The sequence below is a fragment of the Nocardia sp. NPDC051990 genome, from assembly GCF_040680755.1.
Taxonomy (GTDB): Bacteria; Actinomycetota; Actinomycetes; order Mycobacteriales; family Mycobacteriaceae; genus Nocardia.
The window spans coordinates 69,849-86,128 of record NZ_JBFAXH010000014.1 but is presented as its reverse complement, the minus strand read 5'-3'; the positions used below and the strand labels follow the sequence as shown (position 1 = coordinate 86,128).

Sequence of the window (16,280 nt, the reverse complement as noted above, 5' to 3'; positions counted from 1 at the left end):
CCAACCGGTGGACAGACATGTCGATCTCATTCATGGCGGACGGGTCGGCGTTGACAAGGAACTGGGAAGCGCGCGGAATCGCGTCGGGCAGCGGACCCGCCGGTTGTACAACCGTGGTGGAATCGGCGCCGACCAGCCGTGCTGTGCCACCCAGGGCGGGAGATGTTGCCCCAGGGTGAAAACGATCGCCACCTGTGGTGGCTATTCACGACGAGCGCCAGCGCCGAAGATTCTCGTCAAGGGCTGCGACCAATGAAGCGGCAGACCTCACCCACCGCGCGCCGATACACGAACCAGCTTCCCAGGAGTTCACGAATGCCGTCCACCTTTGTCGCGGATGTTCGCGACCGAGCCGATGCCTACCGCGCTACACCTTTCTCAGCGAGGAGGGCCGCGAACTGGTCGCGGAGGCGGTGAGCTACCCACTCGACCCGACGCACGGGCGGTGGCGGTCTGGCCACCGGACGGTTTGGAGGCCGATCGGGCGGTGCCGGTGCCGTATCCGCCCGGACGCGAGTTCCTGCGGGTGTTCTTCGGTTGCCCGTACGCCGGAGCGATCGCAGTACCGGCTGCGCGCCGCACGCTGCGCGCAGCATGCAGCGAACCAAATCCTCCAGGCGAGTCCGTGGAACGAGATGGTGCCGCCGTCAGCGGTGAGTCACCAGCATTCGCCGGATGTGTCGGCGCGAGAGCCTGTCGATACCCGAGCAGTCGTAGCACGCCAGCCAGCACCATTGGACTACAATCCGGAGGGGTATAGATCGTGTGGCAGTGGGGTCGCGCTTTCGCCGAAGGGGCCGAAGCCGTGTCGTCGACCAATTGGTAAGTCGACAATGTTCAAGCACCGATTCTCGATTTCGACCAGCCTGCGCGGATTACCCGCAACGCAGGCAAGGCAGTCGTGAACAACCTACGGCCGCCACTGATGCCAGGGTCGGCGTTCGGGAAATATCGCCTGCGGCGGCTGATCGGTTCCGGTGGGATGGGCAGGGTATTCGAGGCGCTCGACACCACCAAGGGCCGGGTGGTCGCGGTGAAAGTGCTGCCCGAACAGCTGGCCGATGACCCGGTCTATCGGGCCCGGTTCCGGCGCGAATCCCACATCGCCGCGCTGCTGCAGGAGCCCCACGTCATCCCGATCCACGATTACGGCGAGATCGACGGGCTGCTCTACATCGACATGCGACTTGTGCACGGCGAAAGCCTGCGCACCGTGGTGAGAACCCGCGGCCCGCTGCCGCCCGAGCAAGCTGTTTCGGTGATCAGCCAGATCGCAGCCGGACTCGACGCCGCACACCACGACGGCCTGATCCATCGTGACGTCAAGCCGGACAATATCCTGCTCACCGACGACGGGTTCGCCTATCTGGTCGACTTCGGCCTGGCCAACACGGACACCGACGAACGCCTGACCCAGACTGGATCGGCGATCGGCTCGTTCAACTACATGGCACCTGAACGTTTCCGAGCCGGCCCGACCACCCCGGCTGTCGACGTGTATGCCCTGGCGTGCGTGTTGCACGAATGTCTGACCGGTACCCGCCCTTACGCGACCGACGGCGGCGACGCCGCCATCATGCGGGCCCACATGATCGAGCTTCCACCCCGAACGAGCAGCTATGCACCGGGAATCCCGGTCTCGATCGACGCTGTCGTCGCGCGCGGCATGGCGAAGTCGGCCGATGAACGCTACGCCAGCGCAGGCGAACTGGCCGCCGCCGCCCACGCCGCACTCGCATCGCCTACCGACGACGCCGAAGACGATAGTCCCCTCGCCATATCCGAATACGATCCCACCGTGGCGGCGCATCCCACACCCCGGGCGACCTCCACACCCGAGGCGAGATCCGTCCCGGCGCCCAGGCGCCGGCCACGGCGCCTCTGGATCGCCGCTGCTGCTGCCGTGGCCATCGCGGCCGTCGGAGCCTGGCCGCTGCTCCACAAGCCCGCACCACCGACCCCAGGGTCGGCGAAATCCGAATTCACCGCCGACGATGTCACCCTGCTGAAGATCCTGCAAGACCCGTATAACCGCAGCATCTGTCACCACCTGAACCCAGAGGCGATTCTGGGGGAGAAAGCCCATCTCACCTGCGACGAGATCCCCGAAATCCGCGTGCCCAGCGCGGAGTTCTACCTGTTTCCCAACGCCGATGCACTAGGCAAGGCCTATCACGGGATGGTGTTACAGACCAGCAACTGTCCGGGCTATCCACCCGGCCCCGACGGCCCCGCGACGAGGGCCGGCAGGCAGGTCGGGCGAATGGCCTGCTTCACGAATACCACGACCACACCACCGACGTCGGGGGTGATCCAAACCGACGACGCGGCCATGAGCATGGCTGTTTTCTCCTTCACCGAGTCGGTGGGCGGTAGCGCTGGCTTGTCCTACTGGACACTGCACGACACGGGAGACGGGAATTCGCAATTCCAGACCACTCCGAGGGACCCGGACTTCTACACTCAGGCCGACCGCGATCTGCTCACCAAAGTGCCCAAAGCCTACGACCCACGATACTGTCGACACGAGGCACCCGAGAGCGATGCGACCGCCGTCGTTCTATGCTTGGGCAACGAGTCTGGTGCGCCGACAGCAAGGTTTTTCCAATTTCCCAACCATCCGATCGCGACCCAGTTTTTCGATGGTGTCATGAGGAAGTCCGGCGGGCGTGCGTGCAACGGTGCAACGGTTCCCGAGCAACCGTCGATTCGAAATGGTACGACCGTCGGCCGGTTCACCTGCATCACCGATCCCTTGCCGACGCTCGTCGCATTGGATCAGAGCAGCGACATCGCCATTCGAGCCGTATCTGTCCGTCCCGATTCCCCCTCCAACCGGCCCAAGACCGATCAGGGATTGTTCGATTGGTTCAAAAATAACCCGCTGTAGACGCCGATGTCTCCGCCGCGTCGGCAAACCAGCGTCGACCATACGTCGATTACTCGCGTCATGCGGACTGACGAAGTCAATTGGTCTTCGATGCCGATGCGACGTGCGAACTCGGTCAGTCCGAGCGGTGGCTGCTGTCCGTTGCTATCCAACACCAACACCATCACCAACTGAGGCAGGGCTGTGGCTCTGGCCATGGGTCCTTGGGCTTCGGTCGCTCGCTGGGGGGTGGCACAGCCAGTCCGCCCTGGTCCGGGGCTGGGGCCGGGACACCCCGGATCGATCTCGCAGGAGCCCCCGCCCCTCCGCGACCTGAAGAACTACCCCCGCCGCCCGGTAAGGAACTGAGTTAGCAGTCGAAGCGAGGACACCGAAGCATCGGCGGGTGCCCGTGGCTTTGCGAGGCGATATCGAACGACGACGCGGAGGCCGCCGGTAATGCCGGTAGCGGCAGCGACCCCGACATCCCCAAGACGCTGGGGCCGAACAGCATGAGTCCACCGGTAATGGTCATCGACAACAGGATGCGGCGCCGGGCACGCGAGCACATTCGCCTGCCGGGCGTCCGGGGGATCGATTCGTAGCTCGAGGCCGAGCTCTGCGGGGCAGAGGTCGGCCTCGCTGCCCGCGACTCGGTCCCGGGACGAGAAGACAGAGACTGAACAGCAAGAGGCATCTGCATCACTTCCCTGGGCGCGATATCGATCACGATGTGCACAGGATCAATCCTCGTCTGTGAACGGATCGCGCAACACCCACCCCAGGGTGAAAACTCGCACCCTCCCTGACCGGCTGGCCGATCGCATTTCGATGTCGAAGAAGACGTGCGCAACCTCCACACCGTGTGATCAGCTAGCCGATTTCGACGACTCGCGCCCACGCCGGCGGTCTGTCCGGAACGTAACCGGGATCGCGTTCGCTCCACGAAGCGGCCCGGCGGAACAGGCCCACGACGGTGCGGCAACACGGCTTGGCCTCGGGCCAGGGCGTCTGACCGTCGGTGAGGACCACGACAACGTCCGGGCGGGGTTGGGCGCGAAGGGCTTTGGCGAAGCCTGTGCGTAGGTCGGTTCCGCCACCGCCTACCAGCGGTATGCCCTCGGCCGCGCACAGCGGGTGCGCGATCCGGGCGGCCGCGTCGCAGGACAACACGGTGACCAGGTCGCGGCGGCCGCCCGCAGCGCGGCAGATGGCGGTCACTTCGAGTAGGGCGCTGCCGAGTTCGGCGTCGCTGACCGAACCGGAGGTATCGATGATCACGCTGACGCGAGGTGGCGTGCGCCGCAGGCTCGGCAGGATGACGCCGGGCACACTAGCCGAGCGTCGCGCTGGCCGGCCATAGGTGTAGCCCTCGCCAACCCCGGGCGCGGAGACGGCCGCGCGAAGTGCCGCGCCGAGCAGGTCGCGCCACGGCTGCGGTGGATGGAATGCGTCCTGTGCCCAGCGCCGCCATCCTTCGGGCACGTTGCCCGGGCGGCCGATAATGCCCTGCGCCACCCGGAAGCGCACGCCGTCGCGTTCCTGTTCGCTGAGGCCGTCCGCGCCGAGCGGCCCGAGCTCCCACTCGCGTTCCAGACCGTCGGCGCCGCTGCCACAATCGAGCCACGCCATGCCCGGCGTGTACGTTGCGAACCGGAACTCCCGCAGGTACTCCTCCATGAGTTTGCCTGCGGGCAAGTCGATGTCGGCGGGCAGGATCGCGCCCTCCGGGCGGACCAGTCCATCCCCGAAGATGTCGTCGTTGATCTCGAAATCTGCGGCGATATTTATGCGCAGCCGTTCCCCAGGGCCGCTCAACTCGTGCTCGCGGGCGAAGCGCTCACCACGGCCGTGATGGTCGCGCAGCAGGTGCGAGACCTCGTGCACAAAGACCCCGGCCAATTCCTCGACGGGCAGGCTGTCCACGAACGCGGGCGAAACGTAGCAGCGCCAGTACCGGTCCACACTCATCGTCGGGACGCGGCGCGATTCGACGATGTGCAGAGCAAAAAGGGCGGTCGCCAGGTAAGGCCGAACTCGGACGGCGTACAGCCGGGCGGCGAAGAGCTTTTCCAGATCCAGTTTCTGAACCGCTGCCGGCACCGTCATCGGCCGGCCCGCACGAGATTGGCGGCGCGATCCGCGCGCTGCGACACCGACACCACGCCCGCCAGCTTCTCGATCGACGCCGGCACCTCCCAATTCCCCTGGCGCAGTGTGGCGAGTGTGGTCGCGGGGACGACCACCAGATCCGGCGCGCCGGTTTCGATCGCCCGGACCAGCAGCACCCACGCCGCATCCCAGCGGGATCGCTCCGGGCGCTTACGCACCGCCGCGACCACACCGTCGAGCGCGGCTTGGCGCAGATCCCCGCGCTCGGGTAGCTCAGCGCCCGCCGGATCGGCCAGCAGCGTCTCGGGGTCCGGGAGGTCCATCCGGTCCAGGCTGGTCAGCAGCTCGAAACCCGGGCCATCCCCGACTGCGCCCCGGATCAACAGCGACAGCACATCCCTGGAAGACCCCGCGGCGGTGGCGAATGCGATCAGCCGCAGCGTCATCTCCCAACTGCGAGGCGAAGCCCAGGCGCCACCTCGGCGCGCTTCACTGCTCGGCATCTGATGCACGAGCTTCGGGCGCGCCGCGAGCAGCTCGCACACCGCGCGACGCGCGAACGCCACTGCCTCCGTGAGCCTTTCCGGGTCGAGCTGCGGCAGTGTTGCGCGCGGCCAAGTGCCGCCGAGACCCCGCACGACCACATCGTGATCGTGCACCCATTGCAGGTGCACGAACCGATTAGCCAGCGGCGGGCTCAGCTCCCAGCCATCGGCCGCCGACGAGCGCGGATTGGCTGCCGCCACGATCCGGACGCCGGGCGGCAGCGTCAGTGAACCGATCCGCCGCTCCAACACGAGCCGCAGCAGGGCAGCCTGCACGGCGGGCGGCGCGGTGGAAAGCTCGTCGAGGAACAGCAGCCCCCGGCCTGCCCGGACCAATCGCACCGCCCAGTCCGGTGGCGCCATCGGAATACCGTGCTCCGACGGGTCGTCGCCGACGATCGGCAGACCCGAAAAGTCCGACGGCTCATGCACGCTCGCGATCACCATGGTCAGCGGAAGATCCAGGGCTTCGGCGAGCTGCGTCAGGGCCGCAGTCTTACCGATCCCCGGCTCGCCCCACAGCAGCACCGGCAGGTCAGCGGCCACCGCCAGGGTGAGGGCCTCCAGTTGGGTGTTGGGGCGCGGTTCGGTGGTTGCCTCGCCGAGCAGTGTCAGCAGATCAGCGGCGATATCGAGCTGGGAAGCGTGATCCGCAGAGGTGTGAGCAGCGGAGGACGTGACAGCAGCAGACATATGAATCACCTTGTGTTGTAGGGGGATCAACGGATACGACGGTGGGAAGTGGTCGTGCCGCGCGGCTGTGCGCGGTAGTCGTAAGATCGAGAAGCAGTTGCCTCGCGCCGGAGCGCAGTGCTCTGGCAGGGTTAGTAGCTCGTCGCGTTGCGCGGGTGCGCGCGGCGATCTCGTGGACGGCGAGCGCCGGGGTATTCGGGGGCGAGTTGCGGTTCGGATAGGCCGGATCGATAGAGCCCATACATGATTCGCTGTTGCGCGGTGGCTGCCAGTTCGTCCCGGAGAGCGCCGTCACGCAGGATCGCCTCGGGACCGAGCATGCCTTCGACAACGGCGAGTGCGCCGGCGGTATCACCGTGTGCGAGACGTTCGCGAACGCCTGTCAGGCAGTCCGGTTGGCGATGTGCCTGATCGATGGCTTGCAAGCAGGGCAGCGGGGTGCCGGTCAGGGCGGCCAGCAGTTCCTCGCGCCGGATCTCGCCCGGGTCGTGGTCCAGCGCGGACAGCGCACCATCGACCAAGCCGATTCGATGTTGCTCGCCGCCGCATTCCACCAGGTGTGTTCGCTCCGCTTGGATTGGCCCCCAGACGGATTCGCTCGGCGAGTAGTCCGGCACCAGTGCCGCGGCGACCAGCGGATGCAGTCGATCGTGCGAGATCATGCCGGTGCGAAGGAGTTCCAGGTCGGGTGGTTGCCAGGTCGCGGCGTCGGGCAGCACCGGAAGCGCGGAGACGGCTCCGGCCGGATATGCCGCCGCGATCCGCAAGCCAGCAGGCCCCAGTTCGGCAATCACCCGTTGCCGGGCACCTAGCCGCACCAGAAACGTATTCTCCTGCAGCCCTTCGGAATCGAGCAGAATTCGTGCCTCGGCGCGCCAGCGATCAACGGCGTAGCCGCGATCCCGCGGCACAATCTCCAGCAGAGCCGGGTCCAACGCCGACCGGTCGGCACCCGGTTCGGCTCCGCACCGTATCCCCAGCTCATCGGCCCTGCGCGCATCCCAGAGGTGACGGTGTAGGTCCATCCGGAAACGCCGGTCCGGCCGGGGATGCGGATGCAAGCCGGTTGCGGTACCGGGTCCATCCCACAGCGCGAGGCCGATCCGCTGCCCGGCATCCGCCCAAGCCGGTGCGGTGCGGACCACTAGATGCACGAAACCGGCTCTGCCACCAGGGTAACGAGCTAGCGTGATCGTCAATCCCGGCCGGAGCAAACCATCCGGAGCAACCCTCGGCAGGTGCCAGCGCAGCAGGTCCGGGGCCAAATGCCGGAGATCGGACCGGACCTGGGCCACCAACTCCCGGCCGTAAGCCCTTGTCATAGAACGTAAATCGACATCGACATCGAAACCGGCGGCCGCACAGGCCCCGCCCCAATCCCCGGCGCAACGCCGAGCGGTAGCGGTCTCGATCATGGAGGGCGGCACGGCGAACTCACGCACGCGCAGCCAGAAAGAAGGGCGGGAATCGTCCGCATTCGTCTTCGCAGTGAGCATCAGCACTCACCTTGGACGAATGGGACCCCCAATCTGCGATCAGAAGGAATCATCATCGCGTCGATCATAGAGCGTGTTGCCGAACCTCGCCGAACATGGGCCGGGGAACAGGCTCGCGACGGCCGCTGTCGGACAGACTTCGTACCGTGTGCGAACGATGTTGGTCATGCGTGGGGTGTCGGCGCCGAGCTAGCGGAACTCCCAGTGGGTAGGCCGTGTCCGGTGCGAGTGAGTCGGTGGTTGCCGGCGTCGTAGTGGAATCCGTTGCGACGCAGCGTGGTAGTGAATGGCCTACCGATCGGTGAGCCGTCGGCCCACCGGATCGAGGAGGCGTCGAAGTCGGCGACGGGCTGTCCTTCGGTGGTGAGCCAGACGCCATCCGGGTCAGTGCGGCGATCTTGTCGCCGATGTGGTGCAAACTGTTGTCGACGCTGGTGGATGCTCAGGCCGGTCGTCGTCGCACGGCGTCGGAGATTCGGCTGCCGGACCCGGTGACCAGACGACTCGACCGGCGCACTCGACCGCGCAGTGACCGTCTGCCGGCAAAACGCAGTCGAGCACTCGGCACTGCCTGGAAACTCCACGCACGGTCACGCATGCAAATCGGCAGATGCGGACGTTCGCGAGATCGATTGCTGGCCAATGACGTTGCGCGACCGAGCGCGCGGATCGTCGCACTACCGGACGTCGTCGGGGCGGTTCACCCAGTTGCTGATCATGACCGACCGGACGCCCGGAATGCGGCGGCTATGGACGTGCAGGACGGTGGCGCGCACTAGACCAAATTCCTCAGCTTGCTCTAAAACCGCTGCGGCGCCGTCGATATCGCCGACGAGTGCGTCGAGCCGGGCCTGTTCGACCGAGGCGTTCCAATGATCACGGGTCTCGCCCTCGGGCTAGCGTAGCTGGTGGAACTCGTCGTACAAGCTCTCCATCAGAGCGGTGAACGACTCGTAGCGAGTGGGTGGTTCGGCCCGCCACGAGAACAGGCTGTAGGCGGCCCACTCTCCCGTATCGTCGACGTCGCCGGGGTCGAGGAACAGAATCCCGGAGTCGGCCTCCAACGAGATCAGCAATCCCCGGCGGAACGGGTTGTCATCGCTTGCATCCGGGTCAGGTTCATCGAGATCGTTCCACCACTCCCAGTGGGGTTCTATGTCGCGTAGCCAGCCGAGGTTGGAGGTGTCGCGCATGCGCCAGACAAAGCCGCCGGTCTCACGCCAGCCGTCTGTGGTCAGCAGGAAGTCCCGGTACGACGGCGGAAGCGACCTGCCGATCCGTGCCTCGGCCGCAGCTACGGCCGCCAGGGTCGCGGGGGCGAAACCGAGCCAGCGATCTCGCAGGACCTCCACATCCAGTTCGGTGGGGTCCGTGCTGCGGATCCACTCTTCGCTCCAGCGTGACAACCACGGTTTCCAGTCCATGGCGCTGCACTATGTCAGATAGGTAAGACAAAATCGTCGAACCCGACATGATCTGATAGCCGGTCAGTTCGGGAGCTTCGGCATGGAACATCGAATGGTGGTCGACGGTTATGGCTCACCGGTGCGATGGATTGCGGTAGCACGCTGGGATCATGTCGTCGAACATGGCACGGGCGTCGGCGAGCAGCCGTAACAACTCGACACAGGAGTCGAATTCACCGTCGAGATAGACGAACTCCATGTCGATTTCGACGACGGCGCAGTGCCCGACTCACCGCGGACTGACCATCCGCTCACCGACCAACCAGATGCATCGGTGCTCGGCCAACAGCCGACATCACGCGATCGGCATGGAAGGCGCTGGCGCACTCGCGTGATTCATTTCTCCAGTGCTTCGCGTTGTGCCGGGCTCAGGCGGTCCGGTCTCGCGATGAGGGTGTACGTCGAGGGCTCGATGGCCTGCAGGACAAGGGGATCGGCGATGACTGGTTGATGTTGGATCGCGTCCAGGGCGGCGACGGCGCGGTCTCGGGGCCAGTCGAGCGCGGTGGCCAGCGTGTCCAGGGTGAGCGGTCGGCCGGCGTGTACGAGGGCGGCGATGACGGTCAGCGCGTCGTACACGACGGTCTCGGCGAGGGAGCTGCCGCTCATCTGCTCGCTGAGCCGACCGAAGAACTGGCCCATCGTGTCGAGCCGGGCGCCGGCGGTCGTGTCGGCACCGAAGATCTCGATGCCCTGCTGCGCGGCGGTCGCGATCTCGCGGTGCGCGCCGGTATCGGCCTGCCATGCCTGGAGCCAGACGTCGTCGTCGATAACGTACCGCTCGCGGCGCCCACCGGAGTCCGGTTGGCGCAGTACCAGTTTCATGCCTTCGAGGTAGCCGATGGACTTGGATACCGACGCCGGGCTGACGTGTAGCCGCCCCACCAGGTCGGCTGACGTCAGGCCGCCGGCGTCGGCGGTGAGCAGGCAGGCGAACACCCGTGCGGTCATCCGGGGCAGTCCGGTCGCTGCCAGCAGGGTCGCGAACTGGTCCACGAAGCCGCGCACCATCTCGGTCGGCTGCGCGTCGGTCGCGGACTCGCTGGGTCGGGTTGGCTTGCGTCGGCGGGCGCGGTGGCTGGCGGCTTGCTGCGCGTGGTCGGCCAGGTAGTCACCGGGCGCAGTGTTGCGTGCGACCTCGCGACTGATCGTGGACGTCGGCCGACCGAGCCGACGGCCGATCTCGGCGTACCCGAGCCCGTCGGCCAGCCAGGCCGCGATTCGGCGACGGTCTCGATGGGTCAGTCTGCCTCCCGGCACCGGCGCACCTCCTCTCCTTGCGTTCACCCACAGTACATTGCAACGAACCGCAGTGGGTAATTGCATTCATTCGCAATCCTGTTGCAACGAATTTCGTTTTTACCTGCCTTTATTCAGTTTGTATGTTGATGGATCACAAAATGCAACGTAGCTTTTCCATATTCGGAAAGATTGAACAGCGAGGACACCATGATGCATGTGATAGCCGTGTCGACCGTCTCGGACATCGAAAAGTTCTGGGATGGCCTGAAGAAGGCGCACGCCAAGCTCCCCAAGGGCGCCAAGTGGAAGGTGGCGGTCGCGAGCAAGGACGGGGCCAAGGCGGTGAACATCATCACCCACGACTCCGTGGAGGATGTTCAGGACTTCGTCGAGGCGCACGCCGGCACGTACGCCACGACCGAGTATTTCGAAGCGGATGCCGCGAACGCGGTCGGTCTCCCGCGATGACGATCGACACGCCGCGCCTTCAGGCCCGAGTCGCCGAACTCCTGGCGGAGTACGCCATTCCGAGCGCGGCGATCGGTGTGCTCCACGATGGAGAGATCGCCGAATTCGCGATCGGCGTCAAGAACGTGGAAACGCGGGAACCCGCGACAACGGACACCATTTACCAGTGCGGCTCCATGACCAAGACCTGGACCGCGCTGGCCTTCATGCAGCTCGTCGACGAAGGCAAGGTCGACCTGGACGCGCCGGTGCGGACCTACCTGCCCGGTTTCACAGTGGCCGATCCCGAGGCAAGCGCCAAGGTCACCCCTCGTCACCTGCTGTACCACGCCAACGGCATCGAGGAAGTCTTCGATGATCCCGGCGAAGGCGACGACGTCTACGAGCGCATCGTGGACAACATCACCACCGCGCCCCAGGTCTTCCCGCTGGGCTACACCCACGGTTACAGCGCGGCGCTTGGCTACGCCATCCTCGCTCGGATCCTGGAGGTAATCGACGGCAAACGCTGGGACGACGTCATGCAGGATCGCCTCTTCGACCCCATGGGACTGACCAGCACGAACAGTTGGCGTGAACAGGTGGACCACACCCGGGCCGCGACCGGGCACCTGATCCGTTCCCTGGACGAAGGCCCCATCATCACACCGGTGGACCACTTGCCGCGCGCCTTCGGGGCCGGCGGCGGCATCACCTCGACGACCAGGGAGGTGCTCGCGATGGCGCACGTTCTCCTCAACAGCGGCACGGCGCCGAACGGGAAGCGCATCGTCTCGGCCGACAGCATCAGAGAGATGGCGAGTTCGCGGGTGCCGGTACCGGATCCGTACATGTTCGGGCCGGAATGGGCGCTCGGACTCATCGTTTGTGACTGGCGCGGCGAAACCGTCTACGCCACCGACGGCAGCACGATCGGTCAGAACGCCCGGCTCCGGCTCCTGCCGGACTCCGGCACCGCCATCGCGATGCTGACCAATGGCGGACCGCGGGAAAGCTTCTACCGCAAGGTGTTCAACGAGATCCTCATTGACCTCGGCACGGCCGCCATCCCGGATCTGCCCGCACCGGATCCGACGCTGAACCTCGACCTGGCCAGGTATGAAGGCGTCTACGGGCGACCCGGCGCGCGGTACGAGGTGTCAGCCAAGGGCGGAAAGCTGTACCTGACCTTGGTCCTCGACCCGATGCAGGCAGAGTTGCTGCAGAAACCAGACCACATCAGATACGAACTGCTCCCGGTGAGCGAGACACATTTCCTGATGCCACCGGCGGATCCGCTGGAGGACGCCCAGACAGTCGCGATCTACGACTTCGCCAACGGCACCGCCCAATACCTCCACACCAACTGCCGGGTGAACCCACGACTGAGCTGACCTATGAATAACCGTGCGGATCCGTTATCGATAAGCCGCGACCTCAATCGGCCGGGCCAGTTCGGCGGCCACCCGTCCGCCCATTTCGGGGACGGACCGACCAGGCCCGCGTCAGCTCCGCGCGGCTGATACTCCGAGCTGCGCCGCCAGCGCGGCGGCGGTTGTGGGAAACCGGTCGAGCAAATCGGTTACCTCGCGGTTTCCGGCCTCCTGCCAGCCGCCCTCGACGCCGAGCAGTCCGGCGAGCGCGTCGCAGGCGGCGGGGTGGGCGGCCAGTAGTTCGGTGACCGGCCCGCGTGGTGCCGCCGCCACCGGCGTTGCGGCCGTGGTGAATTCGATCGACCAGGGCGGCACGAAGGTGTCCACGGCGGGCAGTGCGCCAGGAAAGGTGCGGCCCGCTTCCCGGACCAGCCCCGGGATCAGGTCGCCCGCCTGGTCCTTCAGGGTGGTGATGAGTTTCGGCAGCCATGGCAGTAGCACCGCGTCCGGCAGCGTGCCGAAGGCCTTCGACAACAGCTCCACCACAAAGGGTTTCAGCGCCGGAGCAGGGTCGATGGCCTGCACGAAACCGCTCACGTACTGCGGAACCGTCGGCAGCACCAGTGGATTCGCCAGCATCCCGTCGCACCGCTCGCGCAGCTCGGCCATGGTCAGCATGCCGAGCTGGAACCTCGCCGCCCACAACAGGGCCATCTTGGAAGGTGCCTCCGGATGCGATTGCAGCACCGCCAGTTCCAGCTGGGTGTGATCGCAGCCCAGCGTCAGCGCCAGGTTCTCCATCCCGAACAGGAAACCCAGCATGGCCGCCACCTGCGCCGGTCCGGTCTCCTCGGCGGCGAAAGCGGTGGGCAGCAGGGTGCAGTAGTGCGCGTACCCGGCCGTCACGAACCGTTCGCACCACGTCGGCAGGCCGGCTTCGGTGGAGCGGAAGTAGTTGAGCAGTACCCGGATGCGCCGCAGCACGATGGGTGCGTCGTCCACCGTTCGTTCGGCGGCGAGGAGTTCGACCGCGCGATTCCCCAGCTCGGCGGCGAGCCGGACCGATCCCAGATAGACCAGCGCGTCCTCGACCGCGCCCAGCGCCACCGCCGCTGTCGTGTCCGGTGCGTCGACCGTACGTCGCAGGCGCTGCTCCAGCACCTGCTCGACCGACACGCCCTCGTAGCCGAGCTCCACCAGCGACCGCTGGTATGTGCCGAGCCTGATATCCCAGCTCTCCTGGATCGAGGTCTCACCCAGTCCGCGCGAACCCATAATGGGCCGCAGCGCATCCTGCGGCAGCAACCTGCGCAGCAGCCACAGCAGATCCGAGCATGGCCGCAAGTCCGGATTCACCTTCAGGTCCAGCAGCGCGCGCTGCAGCGTCCGCTTGGACAGGTCCAGTCCCAGCGGTTGCAGCCGGTCGAGCACATCGCGGGCCAGCGGCGGCAGTGCCGCGTATCCGACCTGGCCGATGCGGTCGCCGCCGAGCAGGATTTCGCACAGCCGCCGCACATCGCGCCGCCCCGGCACCCGGTCCTTCTCGAGGCAGGTGACGGCCGCGTCCTGGAAGTCGTATGGCGTCGGACGGGCGCGATTACGCAAGCCCGCCAGCAGGATCGAGGTCTCGAAGATGGCGATGGCGTCGGCGGTGCTGGCCAAGTAGCCATTGCGCCGGGCCAGCCGGACGATATCCACCGACCACTCCAGGAGTTCGGCCTCATCGAGTGGGTCGAGTACGGGCGGCCGGGACAGGAAGCCCGAAAGCCGGTCCGCTACTTCGGCTTGCGCTGCTGCCGGGAGCAGCGGCAGTTTTTTGGCGCGCTTCTTCGTCCCCTGCTGGCCTTCCAGCTGGAACGACTGCAATCTGCCGCGCCGCAATCCCTTCGCCCAGGTGGCCGTTGCGATCGACACCGCGCCGCCGGCCAGCCCGAACTGCGCCTCGATGGCGGAGTGGCTGGATGGGATCAGCCCGTAGTGCCATTTCGTGGCCGAGCGCGGCGAGATCTCGAACGGCTCCGACGCAGTCAGCCCGAACTGGTCGACCGGGCTGGCCGCATGGGCTGCGCCGCACACGTACAACGCCTGTGCCGGATCGATGTCGTTGGCGGACAAGTGTTCCCGCATACGGGTCCACATGTGCCGTTCGCGGTCCTCGTCCTCGACGGTGCTGCCGTGCCGCAGCCGCCGGAACAGGCTGCCGATCATCACCATGACCTGGCGGTAGGTGTCGTAGTCGGCGTCCACGAGCGGCTGCTCGACGTACTGGTCCCACCATTCCGACCAGTGCCGGACCTTGCCGTGGTGGAGCAGGTGTTCTTCCAGCTCGGCGAAACGTGGTCGCAGATCACCGATTTCGATGCCGACCGCTTCGCCGTGCAGGCCGTCGTCCTCGGGCTGCTCGCCGTCAGCGGACGTTTCCGACTTCGCCTCTTTAGGAGCCCACTGGAAGACGTGATCGGTGGACCGATCCACCAGCACCAGTTCGACGTCCGGCGTATCGAGCGCGTAGGCGATGGCCTGGTATTCGGCCGACGATTCGGTGATCGGCGCGACCACCGACAGCGGCGCCCACTCCGCCGGGAAACCCTCGATATCAGTGGCGAAGGCCTGCAAGGCAACCGGCAACCGGCAGTTGCGCAGTTCGTCCAGCAGTGGCCGCATGTCTTCGCACAGTTCCAGGTAGATGACGCTCGGCTGCTTTTCGCGCAGCCGCCGCACCATTGCCAGACCGGAGGCGGGCGAGTGGTGACAGACCGGGAAGATCTCCAGCCGCTCGGACAGCGCCCGGTCGACATCGTCGACCATGCCCGCCAGGATGTCGCCCGCCGTCCCGGCGAACGCGACGGCCGCGTTCGCCAGTTGATCCCGCAGCGCGGCAAAGGTATTCGGCGTGGGCCGGGTATCGGAGGCGATCACGACAGCCTCGCGATCGCCGCCTGGCCGCCCTCCAGGAATTCGCCCCAGGCGGCATTGCCCTTCTTGTCCTTGGCGCGTGGCTCGACCACCCCGTGCAGGTACTTGTTCAGAATGGCTAAGTCCTCGGGTGTGCGCCGGGCCAGGGATCCGATCAGCGAACCGGCGAGGGTCTCGGCGCCCAATTCCTTCGCACCGAAGAACTGGCTGTGCAGGATGGCGTCCTCGAGCACGCCGATCTGCTCAGCGGTGGACAGCGCCGATTCCAGCTTGTCGTCGTCGCTGGTGGCGGCGGCCGCGGCGGCGCGCAGATCGGCGAAACTCTCCAGCAGGATGTCCAGCAGCGTGGGCGGCAGTTCCAGTTCGATGGAATGGCGGCGCAGCAGTTCCGCAGTGCGGAAGCGCACGATCTCCGCCTCGCTTTTCTTGTTGGACACCACCGGAATGCGCACGAAGTTGAAGCGCCGCTTGAGCGCCGAGGACAGGTCGTTCACACCCCGGTCGCGGCTGTTGGCGGTGGCGATGATGGAGAAGCCCGGCTGCGCGAACACCACATTGTCGTCGTCGAGCTCGGGGATGGAGACGTACTTCTCCGACAGGATGGAGATCAGTGCGTCCTGCACGTCGCTGGTGGAGCGGGTGAGCTCCTCGAAGCGGCCGATCACGCCCTGCTCCATGGCGGCCATGATCGGGGATGGAATCATCGACTCCCGCGACTGGCCCTTGGCGATGACCATGGAGATGTTCCACGAGTACTTGATGTGGTCCTCGGTGGTGCCGGCGGTGCCCTGCACCACCAGCGTGGAGTTGCGGCTGATGGCCGCGGACAGCAGCTCGGCCAGCCAGCTCTTGCCGGTACCCGGATCACCGATGAGCAGCAGACCCCGGTCCGAGGCCAGGGTGACGATGCTGCGCTCGACGAAACTGCGGTCACCGAACCACTTCTGCTCCACCTGGCGGTCCAGTCCGTCGGCGCGTTCGGAGCCGAGAATGAACAGCCGCACCATCTTCGGGCTCAGCCGCCACGCGAACGGCTTGGGGCCGTCGTCGACGGACTCCAGCCAATCCAGTTCCTCGGCGTACTTGACCTCGGCGGGGGCGCGCAAAACGTCGTTCATGAT

Annotated in this window: 11 protein-coding genes; 3 read left to right on the top strand and 8 right to left on the bottom strand. The window is 66.2% G+C overall.

Translation table 11 applies throughout. The features are described from left to right. The first annotated feature begins 901 nt into the window (after positions 1-901). On the top strand, positions 902-2,890 hold the full coding sequence (locus AB0L63_RS23480) for a serine/threonine-protein kinase (RefSeq protein ID WP_364504625.1): 1,989 nt from the start codon (positions 902-904) through the stop codon (positions 2,888-2,890). 852 nt (positions 2,891-3,742) lie between these two features. Here AB0L63_RS23480 and AB0L63_RS23475 read toward each other — a convergent pair. The 6 genes from AB0L63_RS23475 to AB0L63_RS23450 all read right to left on the bottom strand — a co-directional run bounded on the left by AB0L63_RS23475 (position 3,743) and on the right by AB0L63_RS23450 (position 10,441). Then, positions 3,743-4,978, bottom strand: coding sequence for a VWA-like domain-containing protein (locus AB0L63_RS23475; protein WP_364504623.1), 1,236 nt, complete (start codon positions 4,976-4,978; stop codon positions 3,743-3,745). Next, entirely contained in the window at positions 4,975-6,219 is a 1,245-nt protein-coding gene (locus tag AB0L63_RS23470) for a MoxR family ATPase (protein ID WP_364504621.1), read from the bottom strand. Before AB0L63_RS23470 ends, AB0L63_RS23475 begins: the two co-directional genes overlap by 4 nt. 131 nt (positions 6,220-6,350) lie before the next feature. Beyond that, on the bottom strand, positions 6,351-7,715 hold the full coding sequence (locus tag AB0L63_RS23465) for a hypothetical protein (RefSeq protein WP_364504619.1): 1,365 nt from the start codon (positions 7,713-7,715) through the stop codon (positions 6,351-6,353). 896 nt (positions 7,716-8,611) lie between these two features. Then, the gene (locus AB0L63_RS23460) at positions 8,612-9,139 is read right to left on the bottom strand and encodes an SMI1/KNR4 family protein (protein ID WP_364504617.1); all 528 of its coding nucleotides are present in this window, start codon (positions 9,137-9,139) and stop codon (positions 8,612-8,614) included. A 115-nt stretch (positions 9,140-9,254) separates the two neighbouring features. Beyond that, entirely contained in the window at positions 9,255-9,380 is a 126-nt protein-coding gene (locus tag AB0L63_RS23455; protein WP_364504615.1) for a hypothetical protein, read from the bottom strand. A 137-nt stretch (positions 9,381-9,517) separates the two neighbouring features. Continuing rightward, the gene (locus AB0L63_RS23450; RefSeq protein WP_364504613.1) at positions 9,518-10,441 is read right to left on the bottom strand and encodes a helix-turn-helix domain-containing protein; all 924 of its coding nucleotides are present in this window, start codon (positions 10,439-10,441) and stop codon (positions 9,518-9,520) included. Between the two features lie 171 nt (positions 10,442-10,612). On the opposite strand from AB0L63_RS23450, the gene AB0L63_RS23445 reads away from it, so the two are divergent. Continuing rightward, a complete protein-coding gene (locus tag AB0L63_RS23445; RefSeq protein WP_364504611.1) occupies positions 10,613-10,891 on the top strand; it encodes a hypothetical protein in 279 nt (92 codons plus the stop codon). After that, positions 10,888-12,264: a serine hydrolase domain-containing protein gene (locus tag AB0L63_RS23440; RefSeq protein WP_364504609.1), complete on the top strand. Its 1,377-nt coding sequence runs from the start codon at positions 10,888-10,890 to the stop codon at positions 12,262-12,264. Before AB0L63_RS23445 ends, AB0L63_RS23440 begins: the two co-directional genes overlap by 4 nt. A gap of 111 nt (positions 12,265-12,375) precedes the next feature. Here AB0L63_RS23440 and AB0L63_RS23435 read toward each other — a convergent pair whose 3' ends face one another. Further along, positions 12,376-15,162 carry a DUF5682 family protein gene (locus AB0L63_RS23435; protein ID WP_364504607.1) on the bottom strand — a complete coding sequence of 929 codons (2,787 nt, stop codon included), beginning with the start codon at positions 15,160-15,162 and terminating at the stop codon, positions 12,376-12,378. Continuing rightward, entirely contained in the window at positions 15,159-16,277 is a 1,119-nt protein-coding gene (locus tag AB0L63_RS23430) for an AAA family ATPase (protein WP_364504605.1), read from the bottom strand. The genes AB0L63_RS23435 and AB0L63_RS23430 overlap by 4 nt, the downstream gene beginning before the upstream one ends. Positions 16,278-16,280: the final 3 nt, after the last annotated feature.